Genomic DNA, 22,712 nt, shown 5'->3' with positions numbered 1-22,712 from the left:
GGGAGGGCCGGCCGAGCCGGTCGCGGTCGTCGGGGTCGGCTGCCGTCTGCCCGGCGGGGCGCACGGCCCGGACGGCTACTGGCGGCTGCTCAGCGAGGGGGCCGACGCGATCCGGCGCGTCCCGGAGGACCGCTGGCGCGACTTCACCGCGTTCCCGCCCGCCGACGCGCATCCGTACGGCGGCTATCTCGACGACATCGCCGGATTCGACGCGGACTTCTTCCGCATCACCCCGCGCGAGGCCGCGGTGATGGATCCCCAGCAGCGGATCCTGCTGGAGGTCGTCCGCGAGGCACTCGACCATGCCGCCGTGCCGGCCGGGGCCCTGGCGGGTACGGCCACGGGCGTGTTCGTCGGCATCTCGGCGCCGGAGTACGGGCAGCTCACGGGCGCCGACCCGGCCGCCGTCGACCCCTGGGCGCCGGCCGGAGGCGCACTGAGCGTCGCGGCCGGACGGCTCTCCTACGTCCTGGACACGCGGGGGCCGAGCCTGGCCGTCGACACGGCCTGCTCCTCCTCGCTGGTCGCCGTGCACCACGCCTGCGTCAGCCTGCGCACAGGCGAGTGCGACACGGCCGTCGCCGCAGGGGTCAACCTGCTGCTGTCGCCGGCCGTCACGGTCGCGTTCCGGCGGGCGGGCGCCCTCGCACCGGACGGCAGGTGCAAGCCGTTCTCGGCGGCGGCCGACGGGATCGGCCGCGGCGAGGGCTGCGCGGCCGTGATCCTGAAACGGCTGTCCGACGCCGAACGGGACGGCGACCGGGTGCTGGCCGTCGTCCGCGCCACCGCGGTGAACTCCGACGGCCGCTCGAACGGCCTCATGGCACCCAACCCGGCCGCCCAGCAGGCGTTGCTGGAGAGGGCGTACGCGCAGGCCGGGTTCGCCGCGGAGCACGTCGACTACGTCGAGGCGCACGGCACCGGCACGCCGCTGGGCGACCCGATCGAGGCGGGCGCCCTCGGCGCGGTGCTGGGCGCGGACAGGGACCCCGACCAGCCGCTGCTGCTGGGATCCGCCAAGGGCAACCTCGGTCATCTGGAGTCGGCGGCGGGCATCGCGGGCCTGGTGAAGACCGTGCTCGCCCTGCACCACGACACCATCCCGCCGTCCCTGCACTGCGAGCGGGGCAGCTCTCTCACCGATCCGCGGCTGCGGGTGGTGACCGAGCCGGAACCCTGGCCTCGCTACGGGGGCACGGCCGTCGCGGGCGTCTCCGGGTTCGGCTTCGGCGGCACCAACGCCCATGTGGTGCTGGAGGAGGGGCCGCCCGGTCTGCTCCCGGTGCGACCGGCGGAGGAACCGGCCGCCCGCGTGCACCTGCTCTCCGACCTCGACGTCGAGCGTCTCCGCGACACGGCGGGCAGGCTCGCCGACCGGCTGCGCGACCGTCCCGCGCACCCCGCCGACGTGGCCCGGACCCTGGCCGGGCGCACCGGCCGAGGACCCGCGCGGGCCGCTGTGGTCGCCCGCGACCGGGCAGACCTGGTCGACGCCCTGGGCGAGTTTGCGGCCGGGCGACCGGACGCGCGGGTGACGACGGGTGAGCGCGACCGGGTGGGGCGCGGCCCGGTGTGGGTGTTCTCCGGCTACGGCAGCCAGTGGCCCGGCATGGGGCGGCGGCTGCTGGCCGAGGAACCCGCGTTCGCCGCCGCCGTCGAGAAGCTCGACCCGCAGCTCGCCCCGGAGTGCGGCCTGTCCCTGTACGACCACCTGTCCTCGGGCGACGGTCTCGAACGTCTGGAGGTCGCCCAACCGGTCCTCTTCGGAGTTCAGTTGGCGCTCGCCGAGCTGTGGCGCTCCTACGGTGTCGAGCCCGCCGCCGTGATCGGCCACTCGATGGGCGAGGTGGCGGCGGCGGTGTGCGCGGGCGCCCTGGACGTGACGGACGGGGCGCGTGTCATCGCCGTACGGGCCCGGCTGCTGAGCGGCCTGCGCGGCGGTGCGATGGCCGTGGTGGACCTGGACGACACCGAACTGTGCATGCTGGCGCAGGACTTCCCTGAGGTGCATGTCGCCGTGCACTCCTCTCCCCGGCAGAAGGTCGTCACCGGTGAGGAGGCGGCGGTGGCCGGGCTCGTGCGCCGGCTGGAGGGGCGGGGCCGGGCGGCGCGGGCCATGCGAGTGGTGGGCGCCGGGCACTCGCCGCAGGTGGACGGGCTGCTGCCGGAGCTGGTGGACGCGCTGTCCGGCATCCGGGCACGCCGGCCCCGGGTCCCGGTCCACTCCACGGTCCTCGACGACCCGCGCGGGGACTGCCTCTTCGACGCCGCGCACTGGGCGGCCAACCTGCGGCGGCCGGTACGGCTGGACCGGGCGCTCGCGTCGGCCGCGGCCGACGGCCACACGGCCTTCGTGGAGATCTCCCCCCATCCGGTGCTGGCCGGGGCCGTCGCCGACACCGTGCCCGGCGCTCTCGCCCTGGCCACGCTGCGCCGGGACGCCGACGGTTCGGCGGCGTTCGCCGGGCAGTTGGGCTCCCTGTACGCGGCAGGGCAGCGGCTTCCCGTGCCTCCGGGGCGGGTCATCGACCTGCCGCTGCCCCGGTGGCGGCACGTACGGCACTGGTGGACGGACGGCCGGGCCGCTCGCACCGAGCCGCTGCCGGAGGAACCTCCCGCCGCGGTGACCGAGCCCTCCTCGGTCCTGGCCCGGTTGACCCACCACATCGCCGCCGTCACCGGTCATTCCCCCTCCCGCGTCACCCCGGGCACCGCGTGGACCGATCTCGGGCTGGACTCGCTGATGGCCGTCCGTGTCCGCACGGCGGTGGAGCGGGAGTTCGGCGTCGAAGTGCCCCTGCGCGACCTGTTCGCCGCCGTCACCGTCGAGGACGCCGCCCTCCGCGTCGAGCGCGCCCTCCCCCGCGGCGACACCCCCGTTCGGCCGCTGCGCTCCACCGGCTCGCGGCCCCCGCTGTTCCTCGTCCACGCCGCCGGCGGCCCGGTCAGCGTGTACCGGACGCTCACCGAGCGCCTCGGCGAAGACCAGCCGGTGTACGGACTGGAGCGGATCGAGGAGGCCGGGACCGTGCCCGAGAAGGCACGGCGCTACGCCGAGGCGGTCAAGGCCGTCCACCCCGACGGCCCCTGCCTGCTGGGCGGTTGGTCCTTCGGCGGCTTCGTCGCCCAGGAGACCGCGCGGCAACTGACCACGGCCGGGCGGGAGGTGCGGCTGGTCGTGCTCATCGACTCCGTACGGCCCCTCCCCCGCCCGGGGCTGACGCGCGCGGACCGGATCCGGGCGCACTTCGAGGGCTTCGCCCGCCACGTCACCGACGCCTACGGGGTGCGTCTGGAGCTGCCGTACGACGAACTCGTGGCCACGGAGGACGACGCGGCGCGGATCGACACCGTGCTGCGGGCCCTGCGCGAGGCCGCCGACGTGCCGCCCGCGGCGCTGGAGCACCAGCGCGCCTCCTACCTCGACATGGGCGTCGGCGAGTCGCACCGCCCCGGCGGCTATGCCGGGCCGGTGGTCCTCTACCGGGCCACCGAAGCCGCCCCGCACACCGTGCGCGACCCTGCGTACGAGCGGGAGGACCCGGCGCTGGGCTGGGACGAGGTGTGCCCACGTCTGCAGGTGGTGCCGGTGCCCGGTCACCATCTGTCACTGCTCGATCCGCCGCACGTCGACGAGATCGCCACCCACCTGAGCCGGATGCTCGCCGAGCCGTCCCCCTGACCCGGATGCTCGCCGAGCCGTCCCCTGACATGGAACCAGAGGAGCCGTCATGCCCGACCTGCCGCAGAAGCCCGCCGCCGGAGTGTCCCGGCGTACCGTCGCCAGAGCGGCTGCCGCCGCCGGTGTCGCCGCCCTGTTCGGAGCCGCGGCAACGGCGCCTGCCCGGGCGGCCACCCGTCTCGGACCCCGCACACGGGACGTGACCGTGCCTTCCGCCGCTCTCGGCCGCAGCGCGCCGGTCCGGCTGATCCTGCCGTCGGACTTCGAGACGCGCCCGGAGAAGAAGTACCCCGTGCTGTACCTGCTGCACGGCGCCCACGACGACTACACGTCCTGGACCCGCGAGACGGACATCGAGGCGTTCACCGCCGGCCGCGATCTGATCGTGGCGATGCCGGACGCGGGCCCCACCGGCATTCCGAGCGTCTGGCGCGGCGGCCCCGACTACGAGACGTTCCAGGTGAAGGAGGTGCCGGCGCTGCTGGCCCGCGACTACCGGGCCTCCGGCGTACGGGCGGTCGCGGGCGTCTCCACCGGCGGCTACGGGGCGATGGCGCACGCGGCCCGCCACCCCGGGGCGTTCACCGCGGCGGCCTCCTACAGCGGCATCCTCGACACCACGGCCCCCGGTGTTCCCACCATCATGGACGCGATCGTGGCCCGTGAGAACCTGCCGGCCGCGTCCCTGTGGGGCAATCCGGTGTTCAACCTCCTGACCTGGCGGGACTTCAACCCGCGCGCCCGCGTCACCGGGTTGCGCGGCACCGCGCTCTACGTGTCGCAGGGCAGTGGAGTGGGGGGCGGCGGCGATCCGCTGCCCGGGATACTGGAAGGCGCCCTGTGGCCCTCGGCCCAGGGCTTCGCCCGCACGCTGGCCCTGATGGGGATCCCGGCCACCACGCACCTCTACCGGGGCGGTGGGCACGACTGGGCTCACTGGAAGCCGGAGTTCACGGCCTCGTGGCCTATCCTCGCCCGTGCACTGGGTGTGCCCGAGTGACGGGGGTGCCGTCGGGGCACGGAACGGAGCGGAGGGGTCGTCCGTCCAACACGGGACTTCCCACTCGCCCCACGGGCGTCAGCCCGCGGGTGAGCCGCTTCCGGTCGAAAGGAGGGTCCGTGATGGCTGTGCCCACCCCGCACGGCGTGCCGGACCGCCCCACTGCGCCGCCACAGCTCCCGCCCGAGCTGGCGGAGCTGCTGCGGGCCAATCTGGCGGCCGTCGCCGACGAGGTGGAGGAGGAGGTCTGCCGCCAGGTCCCCGAGTACGCGCGGCCCGCCGACGGGACCTACCGCCAGAACCTGCGGTCCGGGGTCGTGCAGGCGCTGACCCTGTTCGTCGATCACATCGCCGACCCGCGCGACGACGGGGGCGCGATCGCGGCGACCTACTACGAACTGGGGCGGGGTGAGGCCCTGGAGGGCCGCAGCCTGGACGCGCTGCAGTCCGCGCTGCGGATCGGCGGCCTGCGCGCCTGGCGGCTGATGGGCCGTACGGCGGAGGAACTCGGGCTGGACTCCGCGGTCGTGGCCGCGCTGGGGGAGCTGGCGTTCCGGACCGTGCACGAGGTCGCCCAGGCGGCCGCGTCCGGCTACGCGGAGGCCCAGCTGCGCAGCTCCGACGAGCTGGAGCGGCGCCGCAAGCGGCTGCTCGACCTGCTGCTGGAGGACGGGCCGGTGGCGCTGGAGGCCGTGCAGGACCTGGCGCACGGTGCGCGCTGGCCGGTGCCGCGGACGGTAGCCGTCGTGGCGCTCGCGGCGGCGCCGGACCGGCGCGAGGAGGACCGGCCGCTGGCGGCGGCGGGCGCGCTGGTGGACATGGGGTCACGCCCGCCGCGCATGCTGGTGCCCGACCCGGAGGGCGCGGGCGGCATCGGTGGCCGGGCGTTCACGCTGGCGCTGCGCGGCCGGCCCGCCGCGATCGGCCCGGCGGTCGCGGTCACCGAGGCCGCGCAGTCGCTGCGTCTGGCCACCCGGGCGCTCGGGCTGATGGGCCGCGGGGTGCTCCCCCGCCAGGGCGTGGTGCGCTGCTCGGAGCATCTGTCGACGCTGCTGCTGTACGGCGACGAGCCGCTGCTGGAGCGCCTGCAGGCGCGCGTCCTCGCGCCCCTCGACACAGTCTCGGCGGGGCAGCGCGACCGGCTCGCCGAGACCCTGCTGGCCTGGCTGCTCAGCGGCAGCAACGTGCCGGACGTCGCCGTACGGCTGCACATCCACCCGCAGACGGTCCGCTACCGCCTGCGTCAGCTGGACAAGCTCTTCGGTGACGCTCTGCACGATCCGGAGACCCGCCTCGACCTCATTCTCGCATTGCGCGCGGAATCACTGCATACACGGCAGAACTGACTGCCCGGTTTCGGCGGCGTACTCAATCGGCGACAAAAATCGGCGGGGTTTCCATAATCCCGTCCATAACAACAGGCGGGGAAAAGCCCATACGTTCGGGGCGTCCTTTTTCGCAGGCGCTTCACGCGCCTCCCACGCGGAGGATCCCCCATGCGTATCCGTATATGTCTCGCTGCGCTCTCACTGGCAGGCGGGGCCGGACTCACCACCCTCGCGGCTCCCCCGGCCATGGCCGCGGCCTGCTCGGACGTCGAGGTCGTCGCAGCCCGCGGCACCTTCGAGCCGGGCACGCTCGGCTTCATCGTCGGCGACCCGGTGTATTCCGCGCTGCAGAAGAAAGCAGCGGGCAAGAAGCTGTCCAGCTACAAGGTGAACTATCCCGCCGACCTCTCCCCCACATCGGCGGCGCAGGGCAATCTGGACCTGGTGAACCATGTGAAGAGCCAGGCCGCCGCCTGCCCGAGTCAGAAGTTCGTTCTCGTCGGCTATTCGCAGGGCGCGAACGTCGTCGACAACTCGATCGGTATCAGCAGCGCCGGTGCGGTGGTCGGCAGCCCCATCGTGGCCACGCTGCCGGCGGCCGTGGAGCCGAAGGTCGCCGCGGTGCTGCTGTTCGGCAACCCGATCCGGGCGCTCGGCAAGAGCGTCACCGGCACCTACCAGAGCCGCACGCTCGACCTCTGCGCCCAGGGCGACCCCGTCTGCGAGAACGGCGGGAACGACGTCGGGGCGCACCTGAGCTACCGGGACGACGCCGAGGAGGCGGCCACGTTCGCCGCGGGCAGGCTCTGAGCCGTCGTCACACGAAGGGGCCCGGGAGGAAATCCTCCCGGGCCCCGGGCGTGCGTACGGACACCTCCTAGGGCTGGCGCGGTGCCTGTGCGAAGTCGGCGAGGCTGGTGGAGACGGGCTCCGGTTCGCCGTCGTTCTGCACCGGCGCAGCGGTCAGGACGTCGAGGTGCTGGTAGCCGTCGGCGATCACGGGGTGCAGTTCGGCCGGGGCCCGGCCGGCCAGCAGGCCCTCGCCGGCGAGCACGGTGAGCACGGGGTTGGCCTTGAGCCCCTCGGGATGGACGACGAGCTTCTTCACCTGCGGGGACGTGGCCAGCTGGATGTCCGTGACCAGTTTGGTCGGGAAGTACTGTTCGGTGAAGTCCAGCGGCTGCTCGGCCAGGCTGCGTGCCAGTTGCCGTATGTCGGTGACCTCCTCGCGGGCGCCGGTGAACGGAGTGCCGTCGGCCGAGCGGTAGCCCGGGTCGTCCGGGTCGCCGACACGGTCGTAGTTGCGCCAGGTGTAGAGCGGGCCCCGCGGCCGGTCCGGGATGGCCTTGTACGCGGTGCCGTACGGCCCGGCCTGCTGGTCACCGCCGTTGGCGACGGGGAAGCTCTTGTCGGCCACCGGTCCGCCGTCGAAGAAGCCCACGCTGGTCTGCAGGAACGCCAGCGGCACGGAGTTGTCGTCCAGCAGGGCCCCGAGCACGGCCCCGTTGGTGAGCCGGAAGTCCTTCACCCCGGGCCTGCCGCTGAGGAAGGCGGCGGTGTCCTTGGCGAACAGGAAACGGTTGGTGGCCTCGACGTTGAGGCCGGAGGGCAGGTAGCGGGGCAGGTCGGCCTCGCCCTCCAGGTCGTTGAGGGCGCCGAGACCGGCGATGCCGAGCAGGGTCATGGTCTCGGGGTTGAGCAGCACCGGCGCGGAGAGGGTGCGCGGCAGCAACCCGCTGTCCAGCCCGGCCTGCACGACGCCGTGGCCCAGGCCGATGTCAGGCAGGTTGGTGTCGTCCGGGATGCTGCCGCTGAGGTCGGCCAGTGAGGTGGAGACGGTCGTGTCGAGGGCGAAGTAGCCGGCGCACTGGTTGTACCCGGCGTCCGCCGTGGTGGCGCGGTTGCCGTCGAAGTCGGCCGCGGCGAAGTACCCGGTGATCACGCCGCCCAATGAGTGCCCGCCGCACAGCACCTTCTGCTTGCGCTGCGCCTGGGAGGGCAACTCGGCGGTCAGCAGGTCGTACTGGTCGCGTACGGTCTGCTCGATCCCGAGCTTCGCCATCCAGCCCAGCTGCGCGTTGCCGGCGAAGCCGGCGAAGGTCCGGCCGCCGACCTGCTTGCCGCGGTAGTAGTAGTCGACCGCGGTGTGCTGGTCGCCGGAGGCGATGCCGGTGCGGTCCTCCAGGCAGTTGGAGCGCCGGTCCAGCGCCCAGAACTCGATGTGCCGCCCCTGATCGGCGGCGCGCTCGACGGTGTTGCGGGCGACGCTGTCGAAGGCCCCGGCCCCTTCCAGGATGCCGGGCTGGGCGATGAGGATCCGGTCGGCGTCGGCCGACGCGGCCGGCCCGGCGGCGGAGCGGTAGCGCAGGTACGACAGCCAGTCGCAGGCGGCCGGGCGAGGTCCCGCCGACTCCGGCAGCGGCACCTTCACCCGCACCATCGACTCCGTCACTCCGGTCACCGGCGACGTCGACGTCACGGGCGTCTCGGTGCGCGCCCCGTCGGCGTGGGCGCCCGGGGCGGCGGCCGTGAGTGTTCCGGCGCTCAGCAGCACCGCCAGCACGGCGCCGCGCCACTTCCTTCTGTACATACGGTTCATGTCCATGCCACGGACGCTAGGGCGGTGGCCCGCTCGCTCTCAGGCAGTGCTGATGAGAACTCAGCTTCCGGATCGCGCCTTGTCACCGGCGCACAGCGCGGCCCGGCGCGGCCCGGAGAACGGGTCCGTACCGCTTCTGGACGCCACCGAGCTGCGAACCGGCCGTTTCGGGAGCATGGTGGGGCTATGGACGGTCAACCCCCTGTGGTCGTGCAGCCGCCCGCGACGGACGGCGGACGGCTGGTGACCATCCACGGCGAGCGCATGGGCGTCGCCTACAGCCTCTTCGACGTACTGGACCTGTTGCACCGCGAGGGCCTGCCCACGGCGGACACGGCCGTCGACGACACCGAACTGATCGAGTGGCAGGGCGGCGGCCCGTACGACTGGAACAGCGGCGCGCCCGACGAGGCGTGAGCCCTCGCGCCCGCTGCCGACGTTCCCTTCCGGGCATGCCCCGGCCAGACCGGTGCTCGGACCGCGCACGGGCCGAGCGCGCACCGTGCCTCGTGGGGCCGGGCCACGAGCGAAATGAACACCGGCACGTTCGACGAGGCCCGAGCCCTCACACTTCGGCCGGGCCGACGCGGGCCGGAGAACGCCGTCGGCACCAAGCGCGGCCCTCCGGCACTCCGTACGGCTCGGAGAACCGGCGACCTGCCCCTGGGATCCGACGCTCCCGGCGCCGCAGGCCCTGCCCCGGCGCAGGGGAACCGCCCGGAGATCCCGGACCCTCTCCGGGCAGGGGAACCGCCCGGAGATCCCGGACCCTCCAGGCAGGAGAAGCGCCCGAACCCCAGGCCCTCTCCAGGCAGGAGAACCGCCCGAACCCCGGCCCTCAGCCAGGGTCGGCCTGTGCGCCCTCGGCGAGCCGGTCCAGGCGGGCGCGATGGGCGGGGGTCAGTCTCAGGCCGGCCGCTGGGAGGTTCTCCTCCAGGTGCTCGATCCGGGCCGTGCCCGGGATCGGCAGGACGACCGGCGCACGGTCGAGGAGCCAGGCGAGCGAGACCTGTGTGGGCGTGGCACCGAGCTCGGCCGCCACGGCGGCGATCTCGCCCTCGGCCCCCGTCTTCCCCCAGGCCACGGGCCGCCACGGCAGGAAGGCGATACCGGCCGCCGCACAGGCGTCGAGCACCGGCTCGTGCTCCCGGTCGAGCAGGTTGTAGCGGTTCTGCACGCTCACGACGTCGACGAGTTCCCTGGCCCGCTCCAGCTCCTCGACGCTGACCTCCGGCAGCCCGACCCTGCCGACCAGGCCTTCGGCCTGGAGCTCCCGCAGGGTGCCGAGCTGGTCGGCGAGCGGTGTGTCGGGGTCGATGCGGTGCAGCTGGAGCAGTTCGATCCGCTCGGTCCGCAGCCGGCGCAGGGCCTGCCGGACCTGGTCACGCAGGATCTCCGGCCGTCCGTCGAGCTTCCAGTCGCCGCCGGGGCCGGTGCGCGCGACACCGACCTTGGTGGTGATCAGCAGGCCCTCCGGGTAGGGGTGCAGAGCCTCGGCGAGGAGCTCCTCGTTGGCTCCGCCGCCGTACAGGTGCGCCGTGTCGATCAGCGTGACGCCCAGCTCCACGGCCCGCCGGGCCACCGCGAGGGCGTTCTCCCGGTCGGGGCCGGGTCCGGTGGGCAGATGCATGGCTCCGAAACCGAGCCGGCGTACGTCCAGATCTCCGCCGATGCGGAACGTCGATGACATGAGCCGCCGCCTCCCCCTCTGCTCAAGGGGCAACGGTAACAGTGCAGTTGGCGAGGGCGCCGATGGCGGCGGCACCTCGTCCCGCCGGGGGCGGGGGCCGTTCGACGAGCCGTTGCGGGTACCCGGGGATACGCTGCGCGAAAATGACTTTTGCCCCCTTCTGGGAGGTTCTCATGGCATCGCGCCTCAACCCGTACCTCAGCTTCAACGGTGACGCCCGGCAGGCGATGGAGTTCTACAAGGAGGTCTTCGGCGGCACGCTCAACCTCAACAGCTACGGAGAGTTCGGGCAGGCGGACGCCCCGAACGCCGACAAGATCATGCACGGCATGCTGGAAACCACCAGCGGCTTCACCCTGATGGGCGCCGACAACCCGCCGGGCATGGAGTCGGAGCAGGGCAGTTCCTACTCCGTGAGCCTCAGCGGCGACGACGACGGCGAGCTGCGCGGCTACTGGGAGAAGCTGTCCGAGGGCGGTTCGGTGTCGGTGCCGCTGGAGAAGCAGATGTGGGGCGACGTGTTCGGCATGTGCACGGACCGCTTCGGCGTCCCCTGGATGGTCAACATCAGCACGGAGGAGTGAGCAACCGGGCGTGACGGTCCGGGACCGTCACGCCCGAGGCCGCCCGTACCCACCCTTCGGCACCGGTGCGTACGGGCGGTCTTCTTTTGTTGGTACGTCCTGACAAACCTGTTGACAACCCCCTGAGACGCCCGCATAGTACCTGCCACTAGAGCGCGCTAGTGACGCGCTCCAGTCTCCGTACGCAGGGGTCCGCACCCAGGACCACCACACCACCCATGACCGCCGCCGTCGTCGGCGTCCTGCTCGCCGCGGGCTGCTCCAGCGGCTCCGGCGGGAAGAAGTCCGAGGCCGGCGGCACCGGCGCCGCCGCGGGCAAGGCCACCACCCCGCGGATGACCGTCGCCCTGATCACCCACGCCGCGCCGGGCGACACCTTCTGGGACCTGATCCGCAAGGGCGCCCAGGCCGCCGCCGCGAAGGACAACATCAAGCTCGTCTACTCCAGCGACCCCGCCGCCGGGAACCAGGCCAACCTCGTACAGAACGCCATCGACCAGAAGGTCGACGGCATCGCCCTCACCGCCGCCAAGCCCGACGCGATGAAGGCCGTGGTGGCGAAGGCCAAGGCGGCCGGCATCCCCGTCGTCGGCTTCAACTCCGGCCTGGACGAATGGAAGGAGCTCGGCATGCTCGAGTACTTCGGCCAGGACGAGAACATCGCGGGACAGGCGTTCGGCGAGCGCCTCGGCCAACTGGGCGCCAAGCACGCCGTCTGCGTCATACAGGAGCAGGGCCAGGTCGCGCTGGAGGCCCGCTGCGCCGGACTGAAGAAGGGATTCGAGGGCACGACGGAGAACTTGTACGTCAACGGCACGGACATGCCCTCGGTGAAGTCGACGCTGACCGCCAAGCTCCAGAAGGACTCCTCCATCGACCAGGTCGTCACGCTCGGCGCCCCGGTCGCCCTCACCGCCGTGCAGTCGGTGAAGGATGCGGGCAGCAAGGCGCAGGTCGCCACGTTCGACCTCAGCAAGGACCTCGTCCGGGCCATCCAGGACGGCGGCATCGAGTTCGCCGTCGACCAGCAGCCCTACCTCCAGGGCTACCTGGCGGTGGACGCACTGTGGCTGTACAAGACCAACGGCAACGTCAGCGGCGGCGGCACCGCTCCCGTCCTCACCGGACCGGCCTTCGTCACGAAGGACAACGTCGACAGCGTCGCGGAGTTCGCCGAGAAGGGCACGCGCTGACGGTACCGGGCGCCGGGACCACCCGTGTCAGGCGGGACCCGGCCCTGCCGGGACCGGGCCGCTCGTCCCCCGCACCACCAGCTTGGGATCGAGCACCGCCTCCCGCGGCTCCCGTTCCCGCTCTTCCAGCCGCTCGACGGCGAAGCGGACGGCGTGCTCGGCCATCAGCAGGGCGTCCTGGCGGACGGTCGTCAGGCCGACCGGCATCAGGTGGGAGAGGTGGCTGTCGTCGTAGCCCACGACGGACAGATCGCGCGGGACCTCCACACCCGCCCGGGTCACCGCCATCAGCAGACCCATCGCGCAGCGGTCGTTGCCGGCGAGGACGGCCGTCGGCAGCGGCCGTCCGCCGTCCCGCTCGGCCAGGAGCAGGCGGCCGGCCTCGATGCCGGACTCCTCGGTGTGGTGACCGGGAATCACCCGCGCTTCGGCCTGCAGCCCGTGGCGGCGCATCGCGGCCCGGTAGGCCCGTCGGCGCTCCGCCGCGCCGGGGCCGCGCCCGCCGTCGATGTGCACGATCCGGCGGTGCCCGAGCTCCACCAGGTGGTCCATGGCCTGCCGGACGCCCTTGCCCTCGGCAGAGTGCACGAAGTCGACCCGGGCCCGGGGCACCCGGCGGCTGACCGACACGGCGACCGTGCGCTGCCCGAGTTCGTCCAGGAAGGCGGGCTCGGAGTCCGGGCCGAGCAGGATCACCGCCTCGCAGCGGTGGCTGAGCAGCGCCTCGACCGCCTTGGCCTCGCTGCGGCCGTGGGTCGCCCCGGAGAGGAGCACGTCGTAGCCGAGGCGTTCGGCCTCGGGGTAGATGCCCGTGATGAGGTCCGTGTGGAAGGTCTGCTGCACGGTGAACATCACACCGAGCGTGCGGCTGCGACCACGGGCCAGCAGCCGGGCCGCGCTGTCGGGTCGGTAGCCGATCTCGTCGGCCACGCGCAGGACCCGTTCCCGGGTCTCCTGACCGGCTCCGGCCTGGTTGCGGAAGACGATCGAGACAAGTGCTCGGGAGACGCCCGCCTTCTCGGCGACGTCCGCCATCGTGGGCCGCCGCCTGCCCGATGCATCCACCTGTGAACCCACCCTCCGACGCCGCACACCTTACGGGGTGCCCCGCACGCAACCCCCTACAGGATCCTGCGATCCCCCGGCGACAAGCTATTGACATGACATTTACACAGGGGTCATCGTACTCGAACTAGAGCGCGCTAGTAGCGCGCGCCAGCGAGTGGAAACGCAGCGCGAAGGACACCGCCATGGCAATAACGCCTCCCACTCCCCGTACCACCGTCGGCAACCTGCGCCACAGGTCCGCTCCCGCCCCCTGCCACGTCTGCACCGACCTGCGCCGTACGCGTGAGCTCCTGGCCGACTGCGGTCTGCCGGGTACCCGGCGGCCGAACTTCGACAGGTAGGGAGCGGCCATGGACGCACCTTCGTGAAGCGGTACGTCCCCGAGACCAAGGGGCGCACGCTCGAAACGCTCGAGGCGGAGCTCCGTGCGCGCTTTTCCTGACCACCCTCCGAGGAGTTGAGCATGACCGTACATGTAGGCGTCATCGGCGCCGGAATGATCGGCCAGGACCACATCCGGCGACTCACCGAGGTCGTCACCGGTGCCGCCGTCACGGCCGTGGCGGACGTGGACGCCGGGCGCGCCGCCGAGGTGGCCGCCCGGGCCGGTGCCGTCTCGCTGCCCACCGGCGCGGACCTGGTCGCCTCCCCCGACGTGGACGCCGTCCTCGTCACGTCCTGGGGGCCCACCCATGCCGAGCACGTCCTGAACGCGATCGTCGTCGGCAAGCCGGTGTTCTGCGAGAAGCCGCTGGCCACGACCGCCGAGGACTGTCTGCGGATCGTGGAGGCCGAGCGGGCGCACGGCCGCCGGCTGGTGCAGGTCGGCTTCATGCGCCGCTTCGACGCGGGCTACCGCCGGATGAAGGAGGTGCTGTCGACCGGTTCGCTCGGGGCTCCGCTGATGGTGCACTGCGCCCACCGCAACCCGGCCGTGCCGGAGTCGTACCACTCCGCCATGGCCGCCCAGGACACGGCCGTGCACGAGATCGACGTGCTGCGCTGGCTGCTCGACGACGAGATCGTCTCCGCGCAGGTGGTCACCCCGCGCGCCACGAGCAAGCGGTTCGCGCATCTGAAGGACCCGCAGATCATGATCTTCGAGACGGCGTCAGGCGTCCGGATCGACCTGGAGGTCTTCGTCAACTGCCAGTACGGCTACGACATTCAGTGCGAGGTCGTCGGCGAGGACGGCCTGGTCCGGCTGCCCGACCCGGCCGCGGTCGGGATCCGCACGGCCGCCCGGCATGGCACGGGCGTGCTGCAGGACTGGAAGGACCGGTTCGCGGAGGCCTTCGACACCGAGTTCCGCGAGTGGGTCACCTCCGTGGCGGCCGGCACCGAGCCCACCGGCCCGTCCTCCTGGGACGGTTACGCCGCCACTGTCATCACCGACGCAGCCGTCCGGTCGCTGGAGGCCGGCGGCGGAGCCGTCACCACCGACATGAAGCCCCGGCCCGCGTTCTACGGAGACACCGCGTGAAGATCGCCCTCGACCCGTACATGTTCCGCTCCCTGCCGATCGACGAGATGGTGCGCACGGTCGCCGAACTCGGCTACGAGTACATCGAGTTGTCGCCACGCGCGGACTTCATGCCGTTCTTCGTGCACCCGCGTGCGGACGACGCGCGGGTGCGGGAGCTCAAGCAGTCGCTGCGCACGCACGGCGTGCGCTTGTCCTCGGTGCTGCCGCTGTACAAGTGGTCCTCGCCGGACGAGACCGAGCGGCAGGCGGCCGTCCGCTACTGGAAGCGGATGATCGAGATCACCGCGGACCTCGAATGCCCGCTGATGAACTCGGAGTTCAACGGCCGCCCGGAGCGCGCCGCCGAGAGCGAGGCCGCGTTCTGGCGCTCGCTGGAGGAGTTGCTGCCGGTGTTCGAGCGCGAAGGCATCGCCCTGAACCTGGAGGCCCACCCGGACGACTTCTGTGAGGAGAACACCCCGGCCGTCGATCTCGTCCGCGCGATCGACAAGCCGTGGGTGAACTACCTGTACTGCGCACCGCACACCTTCCACCTCTCGGGCGCCGACCCGTCGGCGGACATCGCCGCGATGATGCGCTACGCCGGTGACAGGCTGCGGCACGTGCACATCGCGGACTCCTTCAACCACAAGGGTTCCAGCGGCCTGCGCTACATCTTGAACCCGCCGGGCACCCCGGCCCGGATCCACCAGCATCTCGACATCGGCCAGGGCGAGGTCGACTGGGACGTCTTCTTCGGCACCCTGCGCGAGCTGGGCTTCGACGGGGTCGCCACGGCCTGCGTGTTCGCCTGGGAGGAGCGGGCCCGTCAGTCCTCGGCGTTCATGCTGGACCGCATCCGCAAGGAGCTGGCCGCATAGGGGTGCCTTCCGGGAGCGTCAGGAGTCGGTGAGGATCACGAGCTCCTGCGTCGCCCGGGTCATCGCCACATAGTGGTCGACGGCGCCCTCGACGCCGTCGCCGAAGTTCTCCGGGTCGACGAGGACGACCAGGTCGAACTCCAGCCCCTTCGACAGCTCCGGGGTCAGCGACCGGACGCGGGGTGAGACCGGCCGGAACGTGGGGTCGCCGATCACACAGGCGATCCCCTCGGCGTGTCCGGCCAGCCATGTGGCGAGGACGGTGTGCAGCTCCGTGGTGGATCCGTGCCGGACGGGGACGCCGCCGCTGCGCACGGACGTGGGCACGTTGGCGTCCGGCAGCGCGGCCCGGATGACCGGCTCGGCCTCCGCCATGATCTCCGCGGGCGTGCGGTAGTTGATGCTCAGCGAGGCCACCTCGACCCGGTCGAGACCGACCCGCTCCAGCCGTTCCCGCCACGACTCCGTGAAGCCGTGCCGGGCCTGGGCGCGGTCCCCGACGATGGTGAAGCTGCGCGACGGGCAGCGCAGCAGCAGCATCTGCCATTCCGCGTCGGTCAGTTCCTGCGCCTCGTCCACGACGATGTGCACGAACGGTCCGGCGAGCCGGTCCGGGTGGGCGGTCGGCAGGGCGCTCTCGTCGGCCAGGGAGTTGCGCATGTCCTGCCCGTGCAGCATGACCAGCACGCCTTCGCCGTCGTCGTAGGTGTGGGCCTCCAGCAGATCGTCGATGACGTCGGCCATACGCTCCTGCTGCGCGGCCATGGCGGCCTCCTGCCGGCGCTTGCGCCGGGATGCCTCCGGGTCGCCGAGCCGCTGGCGTGCCGCGTCCAGCAACGGCAGGTCGGACACGGTCCAGGCCTGGGCCTCCTCGCGTTGCAGGGTGCGCACCTCCGTGCGGCTGAGCCAGGGCGCGCACATCCTCAGATAGGCGGGAACGGACCAGAGGTCCCCGACCAGGTCGGTCGCCTCCAGCAGCGGCCAGGCACGGTTGAAGGCCGTGAGCAGCTCCCGGTCCCGTGACAGCGCCTTGCGGAGCAGCTCGTCCGGTACGTCGCCGTCGTGCTTGTCCACGAGGATCGTGAGGAGTTCCTCCCAGACATGGTCGCGTGCCTCGTTGTGCGGCGTGCCGGGTTCCGCCGCCTCGAACGCCACGGCCCAGTCTCCGGCGCTCAGCCGGATGTCGGACCAGTGGGTCGTGACCGTCATCGCCTCGGTGGGCGGCTCCTCGTAGAAGCGGACGGCCTTCTCGATCGCCCCCACCATGTCCGCCGACGACTTCAGGCGGGCCGCCTCCGGGTCCTTCTCCTCCCCCGCCGTCGCCCCCTCGTCGACGAGGTCCCGCAGGATGCAGGTCTGCACGCCCTCCTCACCGAGGCTGGGCAGGACGTCTGAGACGTAGGACAGATAGGGCCGGTGCGGGCCGACGAAGAGCACGCCGCCGCGGCGGTGCTGTCCGAGGCGCGGGTCGGAGTGGAGAAGGTAGGCGGAGCGGTGCAGGGCGACGACGGTCTTGCCGGTGCCCGGGCCGCCGTCGACGACGAGGGCACCGCGGGAACCCTTGCGGATGACGGCGTCCTGGTCGGCCTGGATGGTGCCGAGCACGTCCCGCATGCGGGGCGAGCGGTTGGCGCCGAGGCCGGCGATGAAGGCGGACTGGTCGTCGAGCGCGGCATGCCCGTCGAATCCGTCGGCGGTGAACACCTCGTCCCAGTAGTCGACGATCCGGCCGTCGGTCCAGCGGTACCTGCGGCGGCTCGCCAGGTCCATCGGGTTGGCGTGGGTGGCTCCGAAGAACGGTTCGGCGGCGGGGGAACGCCAGTCGACCAGCAGCCGGCGCCCCTCGCTGTCCGTCAGGCCGAGCCGTCCGACGTACACGGGCTCGGAGCCGTCCGCGGGGACCATCCGCCCGAGGCACAGGTCCAGTCCGAAGCGGCGCAGCGCGCGCAGCCGTGCCGTGAGCCGGTGGATCTCGGCGTCCCGGTCCATGGCCTGCCTGCCCTTGCCGCCGGGTGCCCTGCGCTCGGCCTCCAGGCGGTCGGACAGTTCGGCGATGGACTGCGCGAGGCAGTCGGCCATGGCGGCGAAGTGCCGTTCGTCCCCGGCGATCGACGCCGGGGCGGCCTTGTGCGCGAGGCGGTCGGGAAGATCGAACGCGCTCGTGGTCGCAGGGGTCACGTCATACTCCCGTTTCCGCAGGTCCTGGCCCTAGGCCGGTTAGTTTGCGGCAGCCGGGGGGCCTTGCCGCAAGTCCCCCCGTGGGCTATAACTTGAGACAGGCGAGGAGAGCACTCCTCGCCTTTCTTGTTGTCCGGCGCCCGTTTCCGTGTGGCACGCTCTTCCTCCTGGCAGCGTGGAGAGGCGGCGGCATGCGCATAGGACTGCTCGGCACCGGACCCTGGGCACAGATGGCCCACGCACCCGCGTTGAGCGGGCACGAGAAGCTGGACTTCGCGGGGGTGTGGGGCCGCCGCCCGGAGGCCGCGAAGGAACTGGCGGAGCGGCACGGCGTCCGGGCCTACGACGACGTCGACGAGCTGTTCGCGGACGTGGACGCCGTCGCCGTGGCACTGCCGCCCGAGGTGCAGGCCTCACTCGCCGCCCGGGCGGCGCGGGCCGGGTGCCATCTGCTGCTCGACAAGCCGCTCGCGCTGTCGGTGGAGCAGGCGCGGGCCGTGGTCGAGGCCGCCGAGGAGGCCGGTGTCGCCTCGGTGGTCTTCTTCACGACCCGCTTCCAGCCCGGGCCGGCGGCGTGGATCGCCGAGCAGGCAGCGGTGCCGGGCTGGTTCACGGGGCGCGCCGAGTGGCTCGGGGCGGTGTTCACGAGCGAGAGCCCCTTCGCGACGCCGTGGCGGCGGGAGAAGGGCGCCCTGTGGGACGTCGGCCCGCACGCCCTGTCCGTGCTGCTGCCGGTCCTCGGCGACGTACGGCGTGTCACGGCAGCGGTGTACGGGCCCGGCGACACGGCCCATGTCGTCCTCGACCACGCGGGTGGGGCGTCGAGCACCCTCACCCTGAGCCTCACGGCGCCGCCCGCCGCAGAGGGTGCCGGCGTGGAGCTTCGGGGGGAGGCCGGGGTCACGGCGCTGCCGGACAGCTCCGACGGGGCGGTGCCCTCGTTGATGCGGGCCGCGGACGCGTTGCTCGACGCCGCCCGGACCGGCCGCCCGCACGCCTGTGACGCGGCGTTCGGCCTGAGGGTGACGGAGATCCTCACGGCGGCCCAGGACCTGCTGAACGACAGGCCCTGGTCCGCGCGGCCGGAGCGGTCGGGCGGCCCGGTTCCTACGCCGGGTCGAAGTTGAGGCGCTCCCTCACCACCGGGAAGCCGGCCTTGGCGAAGTTCGCCGCCATCGGAAAGTTGCCGCGGTCCGTGGCCGCGGCGACGAACTCAGCCCCCTGTTCGGCCAGGAAGTGCGTGCACTCGGCCAGAAGGTCGTAGGCATAGCCGTGACCGCGCCGGTCCGGCAGGACGCCGATGAAGCCGATGCAGGGGCCCGACGGATTGTGGGCCGGGATGTGGATGCCGGCCATGTCGCCCTGCGCTGTGTACGCCACCTGCCACCACTCGCGCGGCGACGGGCACCAGTGGAAGAAGTCGAGTTCCTCCTGGGCCGCCCGGTCGAGTCCGCCCTGCTCGATGGCTTTGAGCGCGTGGGCGTCCAGGGTGACGGAGTGGATGCGGCGCAGCGCGTCGAAGAACACGGCGTCGTCCGGTTCGGCGCGGAACTCCAGGCGCCCGGGCCGCTCGGGCAGACCGCAGCCGGGGGTCCAGCGGTACAGGAGGCGTTCGACGAGGAGTTCGTAGCCGGCCTTCCGGGCGGCGGTGATGCGGGTCTCGGCGGCGGCGCGCAGGGCCGGGTCGTCGCGCCAGCCGGCGGGCAGGTTCACTTCCAGTCCGACCTGCCAGGGGGCGGAGCGCAGGAGTGCGGCGCCCGCTTCCTCCTCACCTTCGGCCACGTCGAACCAGTTGAGGTTGATGGGCTCGGAGTCGTCGGGGCCGCCCCACCAGGCGCCGCGGGCGACGACACGGCCGTCGCGCAGGGCCACCCGTTTCCAGTCGGGGCGGTGCCGGGTCAGCCGGTGGCCCTCACGGGCGCCCAGCGGGTCGGGCAGGGTGTCGAAGATTTCGGCGTCGCTCGTGTCGAGCGCGCGGATGACCACATCGGTCATGGGGGTGTCCTCCGGGACGCATGCTGCTGAGAGCGCTCCCGGTCGGTCAGTCGCGGCACGCCGGCTGGGCGGGGAGGGAGCGCGGAAACGGTGGGAACTGCACGGCTCGTCCTCCTTCCGCTGGTCTCCGGGCGTGGCGCGCCACACGCTACGTGATCTCCGGCGGGCCGTCCATCGGTTTTCCGCGGCGGCTCAACGGCCCTTTGCCAGAGGCGTGTTCGGGGGTCCGGCCGAGGCCGGCGCCCTTCCGGCCGGGCTCATGGCCGCCGGTGGCGGTGCGGGCCCGGCGTGCGGCGGCCGGTCGGGCGTAGCAGCGTGGTGGTGTGAGCAGTGTGCGCGGCCGGCTGGCGCGGCGGGCCCCGGACCGGCGGGGCTGGCTGGGCGGCGCACCGCCGCCCGGCTGGGCCCGGGTGCTGCCGTCGGCGCTGCTGGTGGGGGTGTGCGCGGCGGAGCTGATCAGCCCGGAGCCGCTCGACATCGGCTTTCTGCTGGGCGCCATCCCGCCGCTGGCCGTGCTGGCGCACGGCCCGGTGGCGACGGCGGTGCTCGGCGCGCTGGTGGTGGTCGTGCTGACCGTGCCCGTCTTCAGCCTCGATGATCCCGGCAGTACGGATCTTCTGACCGTGTGCTTCGTGTCGGTGCTGAGCGTGCTGCTGTCCTACGTCCGCACCAGGCGGGACGCGCAGCTGGTCACCGAGCGGACCGTTGCCGAGGCCGCGCAGCGGGCCGTCGTGCCGCCGCTGCCGGCGCGGGTCGGGCCGGTGCGGTGCGCGGGGCTGTACCGGGCCGCGCAGCGCGGGACGCTGGTCGGCGGCGACTTCTTCGACGTACGGGCGGGCCCCTACGGCGTGCGGGCGGTGATGGGTGACGTGCAGGGGCACGGGCTGTCGGCCGTGGCCACGGTCGCGGCGCTGCTGGGGGCGTTCCGGGAGGCGGTGCTGGACCAGCCGGATCCGGAAGCGGTGGCGGCCCGGCTGGACCGGAGGCTGGCGGTGGACTCGGCGGGCGACCCGCACGCGGAGCTGTTCGCGACGGCGGTGCTGCTCGACTTCTCCGCCGACGCCCGCATCGTGCGGATCGTGGCGTGCGGGCAGGCCGGACCGCTGCTGCTGCGGGACGGACGGGCCGTCGAGCTGGACGTCGAGCCGTGTACGCCGCTCGGTCTCGGGCTCGCCGAGGCCGCCGCGCCCCGGGTCGTCTCGGTGCCGCTGCGGGCCGGGGACCGGCTTTTCCTCGCCTCCGACGGGGTGACCGAGGCCAGGGACGCGGACGGGGCCTTCTACCCGCTGGTGGAACGACTGCCGGGCCTGGCCGCCGAGGACCCGGTCGCGCTGGCCGAGCGGGTCTGGGCCGACCTCGTGCGGCACTGCCCGGACGTGCAGGACGACGTCACGATGCTGGTGCTCGCGCCGCGTCCGCGGGGCGGGATCTGAAGACAGCGGCCGGCGGCGGCCCGCGAAGCATCGCGGGCCGCCGCCGGCCGGGCCGTACGACCGGACCGGTACGTCAGTCTTTGATCTCGCACTCGTTGCCGAACGCGGGGTTGAGCAGCCGATCACATTGATCGAGTCGCCGCAGACGTTGGCGTTGACGTCGATCGGGATCTGGATGACGTTGCCGGAGAGGAAGCCGGGGCTGTCGGTGGCGATACCGACGGTGCCGTCGTCCGCGCTCGCCGTACCGGCTGAGGCCAGCAGGCCAGGCGGCCGCGATGGTCACACGTGTACCCATGAAAAGCTTTCATCCAGGACACATGACTCCACAGTCACCCGGAGTAGGACCGCGCGACATCCATGGGCGTCCGAACGGGGTGCGGGGCCACGACCGCGCTCTCCGGATGCAGGCCGCGCTCCCGGGGGCAATGGTGATATCGGACCCGTTTTTCAGCACCGGGGCCGCCCCAGCGATCCGGACCCTAGGAGCAGAGAACATGTCGACGTCAGAGCCCGCCGCATCCCGGCCGTCCGAGGACCGCGCCACCCCGGACCGCCTGCTCCACGCCCGCACCGGCACCGACGTGTCACCGGAGGACCTCGTCCTCGCCTCGGGCAAGGACATCACCCCGCGCAACATCGAGTGGGCCAAGCGCAAGCTGGCGGCCGAGGGCCCCGCCGCCCTGGAGAAGATCCTGCCCTAGTCGCATTCCTCGGCATGCGGAAGGCCACCGGCCCGGCGCGGATGCGTTCGGTTCCGGTGGCCTCGCGGGCCGGCGTGGGCTCACGCCGGCGGGCGGGTCACAGCCTGCCGTCGTCCCCGGGAAGGGCGCTGTCGTCCTCCACGACGTGCACGGCGGCCTCTTCCGCGCCGGCCGCTCCACCGTCGATGCCGACGTCCGTCGCGACGGTCTCCTTCGTGGTGTCCGCGTGGGTACCCTCGTCCGGGGCGACCAGCCGGCCCGCACGGGCGGTGCCCGCCTCGGGGTCCACCGGTTCGCCGTCGCCGTCCGGGGCGTCGCCCACACCGTCCCCGGCGGGCTCGTCGGACACGTCGGGGACTTCCTGGGCCAGCCGTTCGTCGAGGGTCTCGCCCTCGTGCTGCTCGGCGGCGGTGGTGCCGCGCTTGGTGACGCCGAGGGGCTTCTCCGGCGGGGAGTAGCCCTCGTCGAGGGTGTCGTCGTACGTCCGCTCGTCGACGGCGTCCTGCAGGTCCAGCGGCGCGGCGTCCTCCTGCTCCTCGTTGGTCCCGGTGGGCTGGTACGCGTCGTCCGCCATCGGTTCGGAGCTCATCGGTTCCGTGCCCATCACTCCTGCCTTCCTGTCGCGCTGCTCGACTCGTTCGTCTGTGCTGTCCGTTCCGCGTTTCCCGTTACGCGGGCTTCAACCTCGGCGGATGCGCCACGAGCGGGCCGGGAGACCGAAGGCCCCGCGTACCAACAGGAGTCAAAACCCTGGACTGCCCCGGACATTACCCACCCGTTAATCTTGAAAGCTCAAGGAGTGGGGCTATCATCACTCGCACACAAGCTGTGACCGGCTGCCGACGCGGCGGCAGCACGGTATCCACGCCCCCCTCTTCCATCGCTCCGGGCCCGAGGCACCCTCCTCCGTCC

At 72.6% G+C, this 22,712-nt stretch carries 19 protein-coding genes and 1 pseudogene; 13 read left to right on the top strand and 7 right to left on the bottom strand.

Annotated features, from left to right (window positions below):
- The 4 genes from C1J00_RS15655 to C1J00_RS15640 all read left to right on the top strand — a co-directional run.
- A partial coding sequence (locus tag C1J00_RS15655) for a type I polyketide synthase (protein WP_102909686.1) occupies window positions 1–3,682 on the top strand: 3,682 nt, incomplete at its 5' end.
- Window positions 3,683–3,731: 49 nt separating this feature from the next.
- On the top strand, window positions 3,732–4,682 hold the full coding sequence (locus C1J00_RS15650) for an alpha/beta hydrolase (protein WP_102909685.1): 951 nt from the start codon (window positions 3,732–3,734) through the stop codon (window positions 4,680–4,682).
- 122 nt (window positions 4,683–4,804) lie between these two features.
- The gene (locus C1J00_RS15645; protein ID WP_102909684.1) at window positions 4,805–6,028 is read left to right on the top strand and encodes a PucR family transcriptional regulator; all 1,224 of its coding nucleotides are present in this window, start codon (window positions 4,805–4,807) and stop codon (window positions 6,026–6,028) included.
- Window positions 6,029–6,178: 150 nt separating this feature from the next.
- Window positions 6,179–6,820: a cutinase family protein gene (locus C1J00_RS15640; RefSeq protein ID WP_102909683.1), complete on the top strand. Its 642-nt coding sequence runs from the start codon at window positions 6,179–6,181 to the stop codon at window positions 6,818–6,820.
- A 67-nt stretch (window positions 6,821–6,887) separates the two neighbouring features.
- Here C1J00_RS15640 and C1J00_RS15635 read toward each other — a convergent pair whose 3' ends face one another.
- The gene (locus C1J00_RS15635) at window positions 6,888–8,615 is read right to left on the bottom strand and encodes a hypothetical protein (RefSeq protein WP_180989566.1); all 1,728 of its coding nucleotides are present in this window, start codon (window positions 8,613–8,615) and stop codon (window positions 6,888–6,890) included.
- 180 nt (window positions 8,616–8,795) lie between these two features.
- Here C1J00_RS15635 and C1J00_RS15630 point away from each other — a divergent pair, with 180 nt between their 5' ends.
- Window positions 8,796–9,026 (top strand): hypothetical protein, encoded by a 231-nt coding sequence (locus tag C1J00_RS15630; RefSeq protein WP_102909682.1) that lies wholly within the window; start codon window positions 8,796–8,798, stop codon window positions 9,024–9,026.
- Between the two features lie 421 nt (window positions 9,027–9,447).
- On the opposite strand, the gene C1J00_RS15625 is transcribed toward C1J00_RS15630, so the two are convergent.
- The gene (locus C1J00_RS15625) at window positions 9,448–10,299 is read right to left on the bottom strand and encodes an aldo/keto reductase (RefSeq protein ID WP_102909681.1); all 852 of its coding nucleotides are present in this window, start codon (window positions 10,297–10,299) and stop codon (window positions 9,448–9,450) included.
- Between the two features lie 173 nt (window positions 10,300–10,472).
- Here C1J00_RS15625 and C1J00_RS15620 point away from each other — a divergent pair, with 173 nt between their 5' ends.
- Window positions 10,473–10,883, top strand: coding sequence for a VOC family protein (locus C1J00_RS15620; RefSeq protein WP_102909680.1), 411 nt, complete (start codon window positions 10,473–10,475; stop codon window positions 10,881–10,883).
- 218 nt (window positions 10,884–11,101) lie between these two features.
- Window positions 11,102–12,076, top strand: coding sequence for a substrate-binding domain-containing protein (locus C1J00_RS15615; protein ID WP_102909679.1), 975 nt, complete (start codon window positions 11,102–11,104; stop codon window positions 12,074–12,076).
- Window positions 12,077–12,103: 27 nt separating this feature from the next.
- On the opposite strand, the gene C1J00_RS15610 is transcribed toward C1J00_RS15615, so the two are convergent.
- The gene (locus C1J00_RS15610) at window positions 12,104–13,111 is read right to left on the bottom strand and encodes a LacI family DNA-binding transcriptional regulator (protein ID WP_102909678.1); all 1,008 of its coding nucleotides are present in this window, start codon (window positions 13,109–13,111) and stop codon (window positions 12,104–12,106) included.
- Window positions 13,112–13,326: 215 nt separating this feature from the next.
- Here C1J00_RS15610 and C1J00_RS45275 point away from each other — a divergent pair, with 215 nt between their 5' ends.
- From C1J00_RS45275 to C1J00_RS15600, 3 genes are all read left to right on the top strand, one after another.
- Window positions 13,327–13,485, top strand: a complete 159-nt coding sequence (locus C1J00_RS45275) for a hypothetical protein (protein WP_180989565.1) — start codon at window positions 13,327–13,329, stop codon at window positions 13,483–13,485.
- Window positions 13,486–13,607: 122 nt separating this feature from the next.
- Entirely contained in the window at window positions 13,608–14,627 is a 1,020-nt protein-coding gene (locus C1J00_RS15605; RefSeq protein WP_102909677.1) for a Gfo/Idh/MocA family oxidoreductase, read from the top strand.
- Window positions 14,624–15,490 (top strand): sugar phosphate isomerase/epimerase family protein, encoded by an 867-nt coding sequence (locus tag C1J00_RS15600; RefSeq protein ID WP_102909676.1) that lies wholly within the window; start codon window positions 14,624–14,626, stop codon window positions 15,488–15,490. Before C1J00_RS15605 ends, C1J00_RS15600 begins: the two co-directional genes overlap by 4 nt.
- 18 nt (window positions 15,491–15,508) lie before the next feature.
- On the opposite strand, the gene helR is transcribed toward C1J00_RS15600, so the two are convergent.
- On the bottom strand, window positions 15,509–17,668 hold the full coding sequence (gene helR, locus C1J00_RS15595) for an RNA polymerase recycling motor ATPase HelR (protein ID WP_102909675.1): 2,160 nt from the start codon (window positions 17,666–17,668) through the stop codon (window positions 15,509–15,511).
- A gap of 191 nt (window positions 17,669–17,859) precedes the next feature.
- On the opposite strand from helR, the gene C1J00_RS15590 reads away from it, so the two are divergent.
- Window positions 17,860–18,795 (top strand): Gfo/Idh/MocA family protein, encoded by a 936-nt coding sequence (locus C1J00_RS15590; protein WP_245936356.1) that lies wholly within the window; start codon window positions 17,860–17,862, stop codon window positions 18,793–18,795.
- On the opposite strand, the gene C1J00_RS15585 is transcribed toward C1J00_RS15590, so the two are convergent.
- Window positions 18,776–19,663, bottom strand: coding sequence for a GNAT family N-acetyltransferase (locus tag C1J00_RS15585; protein ID WP_102909674.1), 888 nt, complete (start codon window positions 19,661–19,663; stop codon window positions 18,776–18,778). The two genes, C1J00_RS15590 and C1J00_RS15585, sit on opposite strands and share 20 nt — an antisense overlap.
- 323 nt (window positions 19,664–19,986) lie before the next feature.
- Between C1J00_RS15585 and C1J00_RS15580 the strand changes: the two genes are divergently transcribed.
- Window positions 19,987–21,096: a PP2C family protein-serine/threonine phosphatase gene (locus tag C1J00_RS15580; RefSeq protein WP_245936355.1), complete on the top strand. Its 1,110-nt coding sequence runs from the start codon at window positions 19,987–19,989 to the stop codon at window positions 21,094–21,096.
- Between the two features lie 165 nt (window positions 21,097–21,261).
- Here the strand turns inward: C1J00_RS15580 and C1J00_RS46770 are convergent.
- Window positions 21,262–21,312, bottom strand: a pseudogene (locus tag C1J00_RS46770) (chaplin family protein); the annotation flags it as partial.
- 281 nt (window positions 21,313–21,593) lie between these two features.
- Between C1J00_RS46770 and C1J00_RS15570 the strand changes: the two are divergent.
- Window positions 21,594–21,800, top strand: coding sequence for a hypothetical protein (locus C1J00_RS15570; protein ID WP_102909672.1), 207 nt, complete (start codon window positions 21,594–21,596; stop codon window positions 21,798–21,800).
- Between the two features lie 97 nt (window positions 21,801–21,897).
- Here C1J00_RS15570 and C1J00_RS15565 read toward each other — a convergent pair whose 3' ends face one another.
- Entirely contained in the window at window positions 21,898–22,389 is a 492-nt protein-coding gene (locus tag C1J00_RS15565) for a DUF5709 domain-containing protein (protein WP_102909687.1), read from the bottom strand.
- Between the last annotated feature and the right edge of the window lie 323 nt (window positions 22,390–22,712).

The sequence above is a fragment of the Streptomyces cahuitamycinicus genome, from assembly GCF_002891435.1.
In the GTDB taxonomy this organism is placed as follows: Bacteria; Actinomycetota; Actinomycetes; order Streptomycetales; family Streptomycetaceae; genus Streptomyces; species Streptomyces cahuitamycinicus.
This window is presented reverse-complemented; position numbering and strand designations above follow the sequence as displayed.

What these genes read in the sequence shown, in the direction of transcription:
- C1J00_RS15610 (WP_102909678.1), bottom strand. Translation starts at nt 13,111, where the DNA reads ATGGCGGACGTCGCCGAGAAGGCGGGCGTCTCCCGAGCACTTGTCTCG.
- C1J00_RS15565 (WP_102909687.1), bottom strand. Translation starts at nt 22,389, where the DNA reads ATGAGCTCCGAACCGATGGCGGACGACGCGTACCAGCCCACCGGGACC.
- C1J00_RS15630 (WP_102909682.1), top strand. Translation starts at nt 8,796, where the DNA reads ATGGACGGTCAACCCCCTGTGGTCGTGCAGCCGCCCGCGACGGACGGC.
- C1J00_RS15570 (WP_102909672.1), top strand. Translation starts at nt 21,594, where the DNA reads ATGTCGACGTCAGAGCCCGCCGCATCCCGGCCGTCCGAGGACCGCGCC.
- C1J00_RS15640 (WP_102909683.1), top strand. Translation starts at nt 6,179, where the DNA reads ATGCGTATCCGTATATGTCTCGCTGCGCTCTCACTGGCAGGCGGGGCC.
- C1J00_RS15625 (WP_102909681.1), bottom strand. Translation starts at nt 10,299, where the DNA reads ATGTCATCGACGTTCCGCATCGGCGGAGATCTGGACGTACGCCGGCTC.
- C1J00_RS15605 (WP_102909677.1), top strand. Translation starts at nt 13,608, where the DNA reads ATGACCGTACATGTAGGCGTCATCGGCGCCGGAATGATCGGCCAGGAC.
- C1J00_RS15635 (WP_180989566.1), bottom strand. Translation starts at nt 8,615, where the DNA reads ATGGACATGAACCGTATGTACAGAAGGAAGTGGCGCGGCGCCGTGCTG.
- C1J00_RS15615 (WP_102909679.1), top strand. Translation starts at nt 11,102, where the DNA reads ATGACCGCCGCCGTCGTCGGCGTCCTGCTCGCCGCGGGCTGCTCCAGC.
- C1J00_RS15585 (WP_102909674.1), bottom strand. Translation starts at nt 19,663, where the DNA reads ATGACCGATGTGGTCATCCGCGCGCTCGACACGAGCGACGCCGAAATC.
- C1J00_RS15620 (WP_102909680.1), top strand. Translation starts at nt 10,473, where the DNA reads ATGGCATCGCGCCTCAACCCGTACCTCAGCTTCAACGGTGACGCCCGG.
- C1J00_RS45275 (WP_180989565.1), top strand. Translation starts at nt 13,327, where the DNA reads ATGGCAATAACGCCTCCCACTCCCCGTACCACCGTCGGCAACCTGCGC.
- C1J00_RS15590 (WP_245936356.1), top strand. Translation starts at nt 17,860, where the DNA reads ATGCGCATAGGACTGCTCGGCACCGGACCCTGGGCACAGATGGCCCAC.
- C1J00_RS15650 (WP_102909685.1), top strand. Translation starts at nt 3,732, where the DNA reads ATGCCCGACCTGCCGCAGAAGCCCGCCGCCGGAGTGTCCCGGCGTACC.
- C1J00_RS15645 (WP_102909684.1), top strand. Translation starts at nt 4,805, where the DNA reads ATGGCTGTGCCCACCCCGCACGGCGTGCCGGACCGCCCCACTGCGCCG.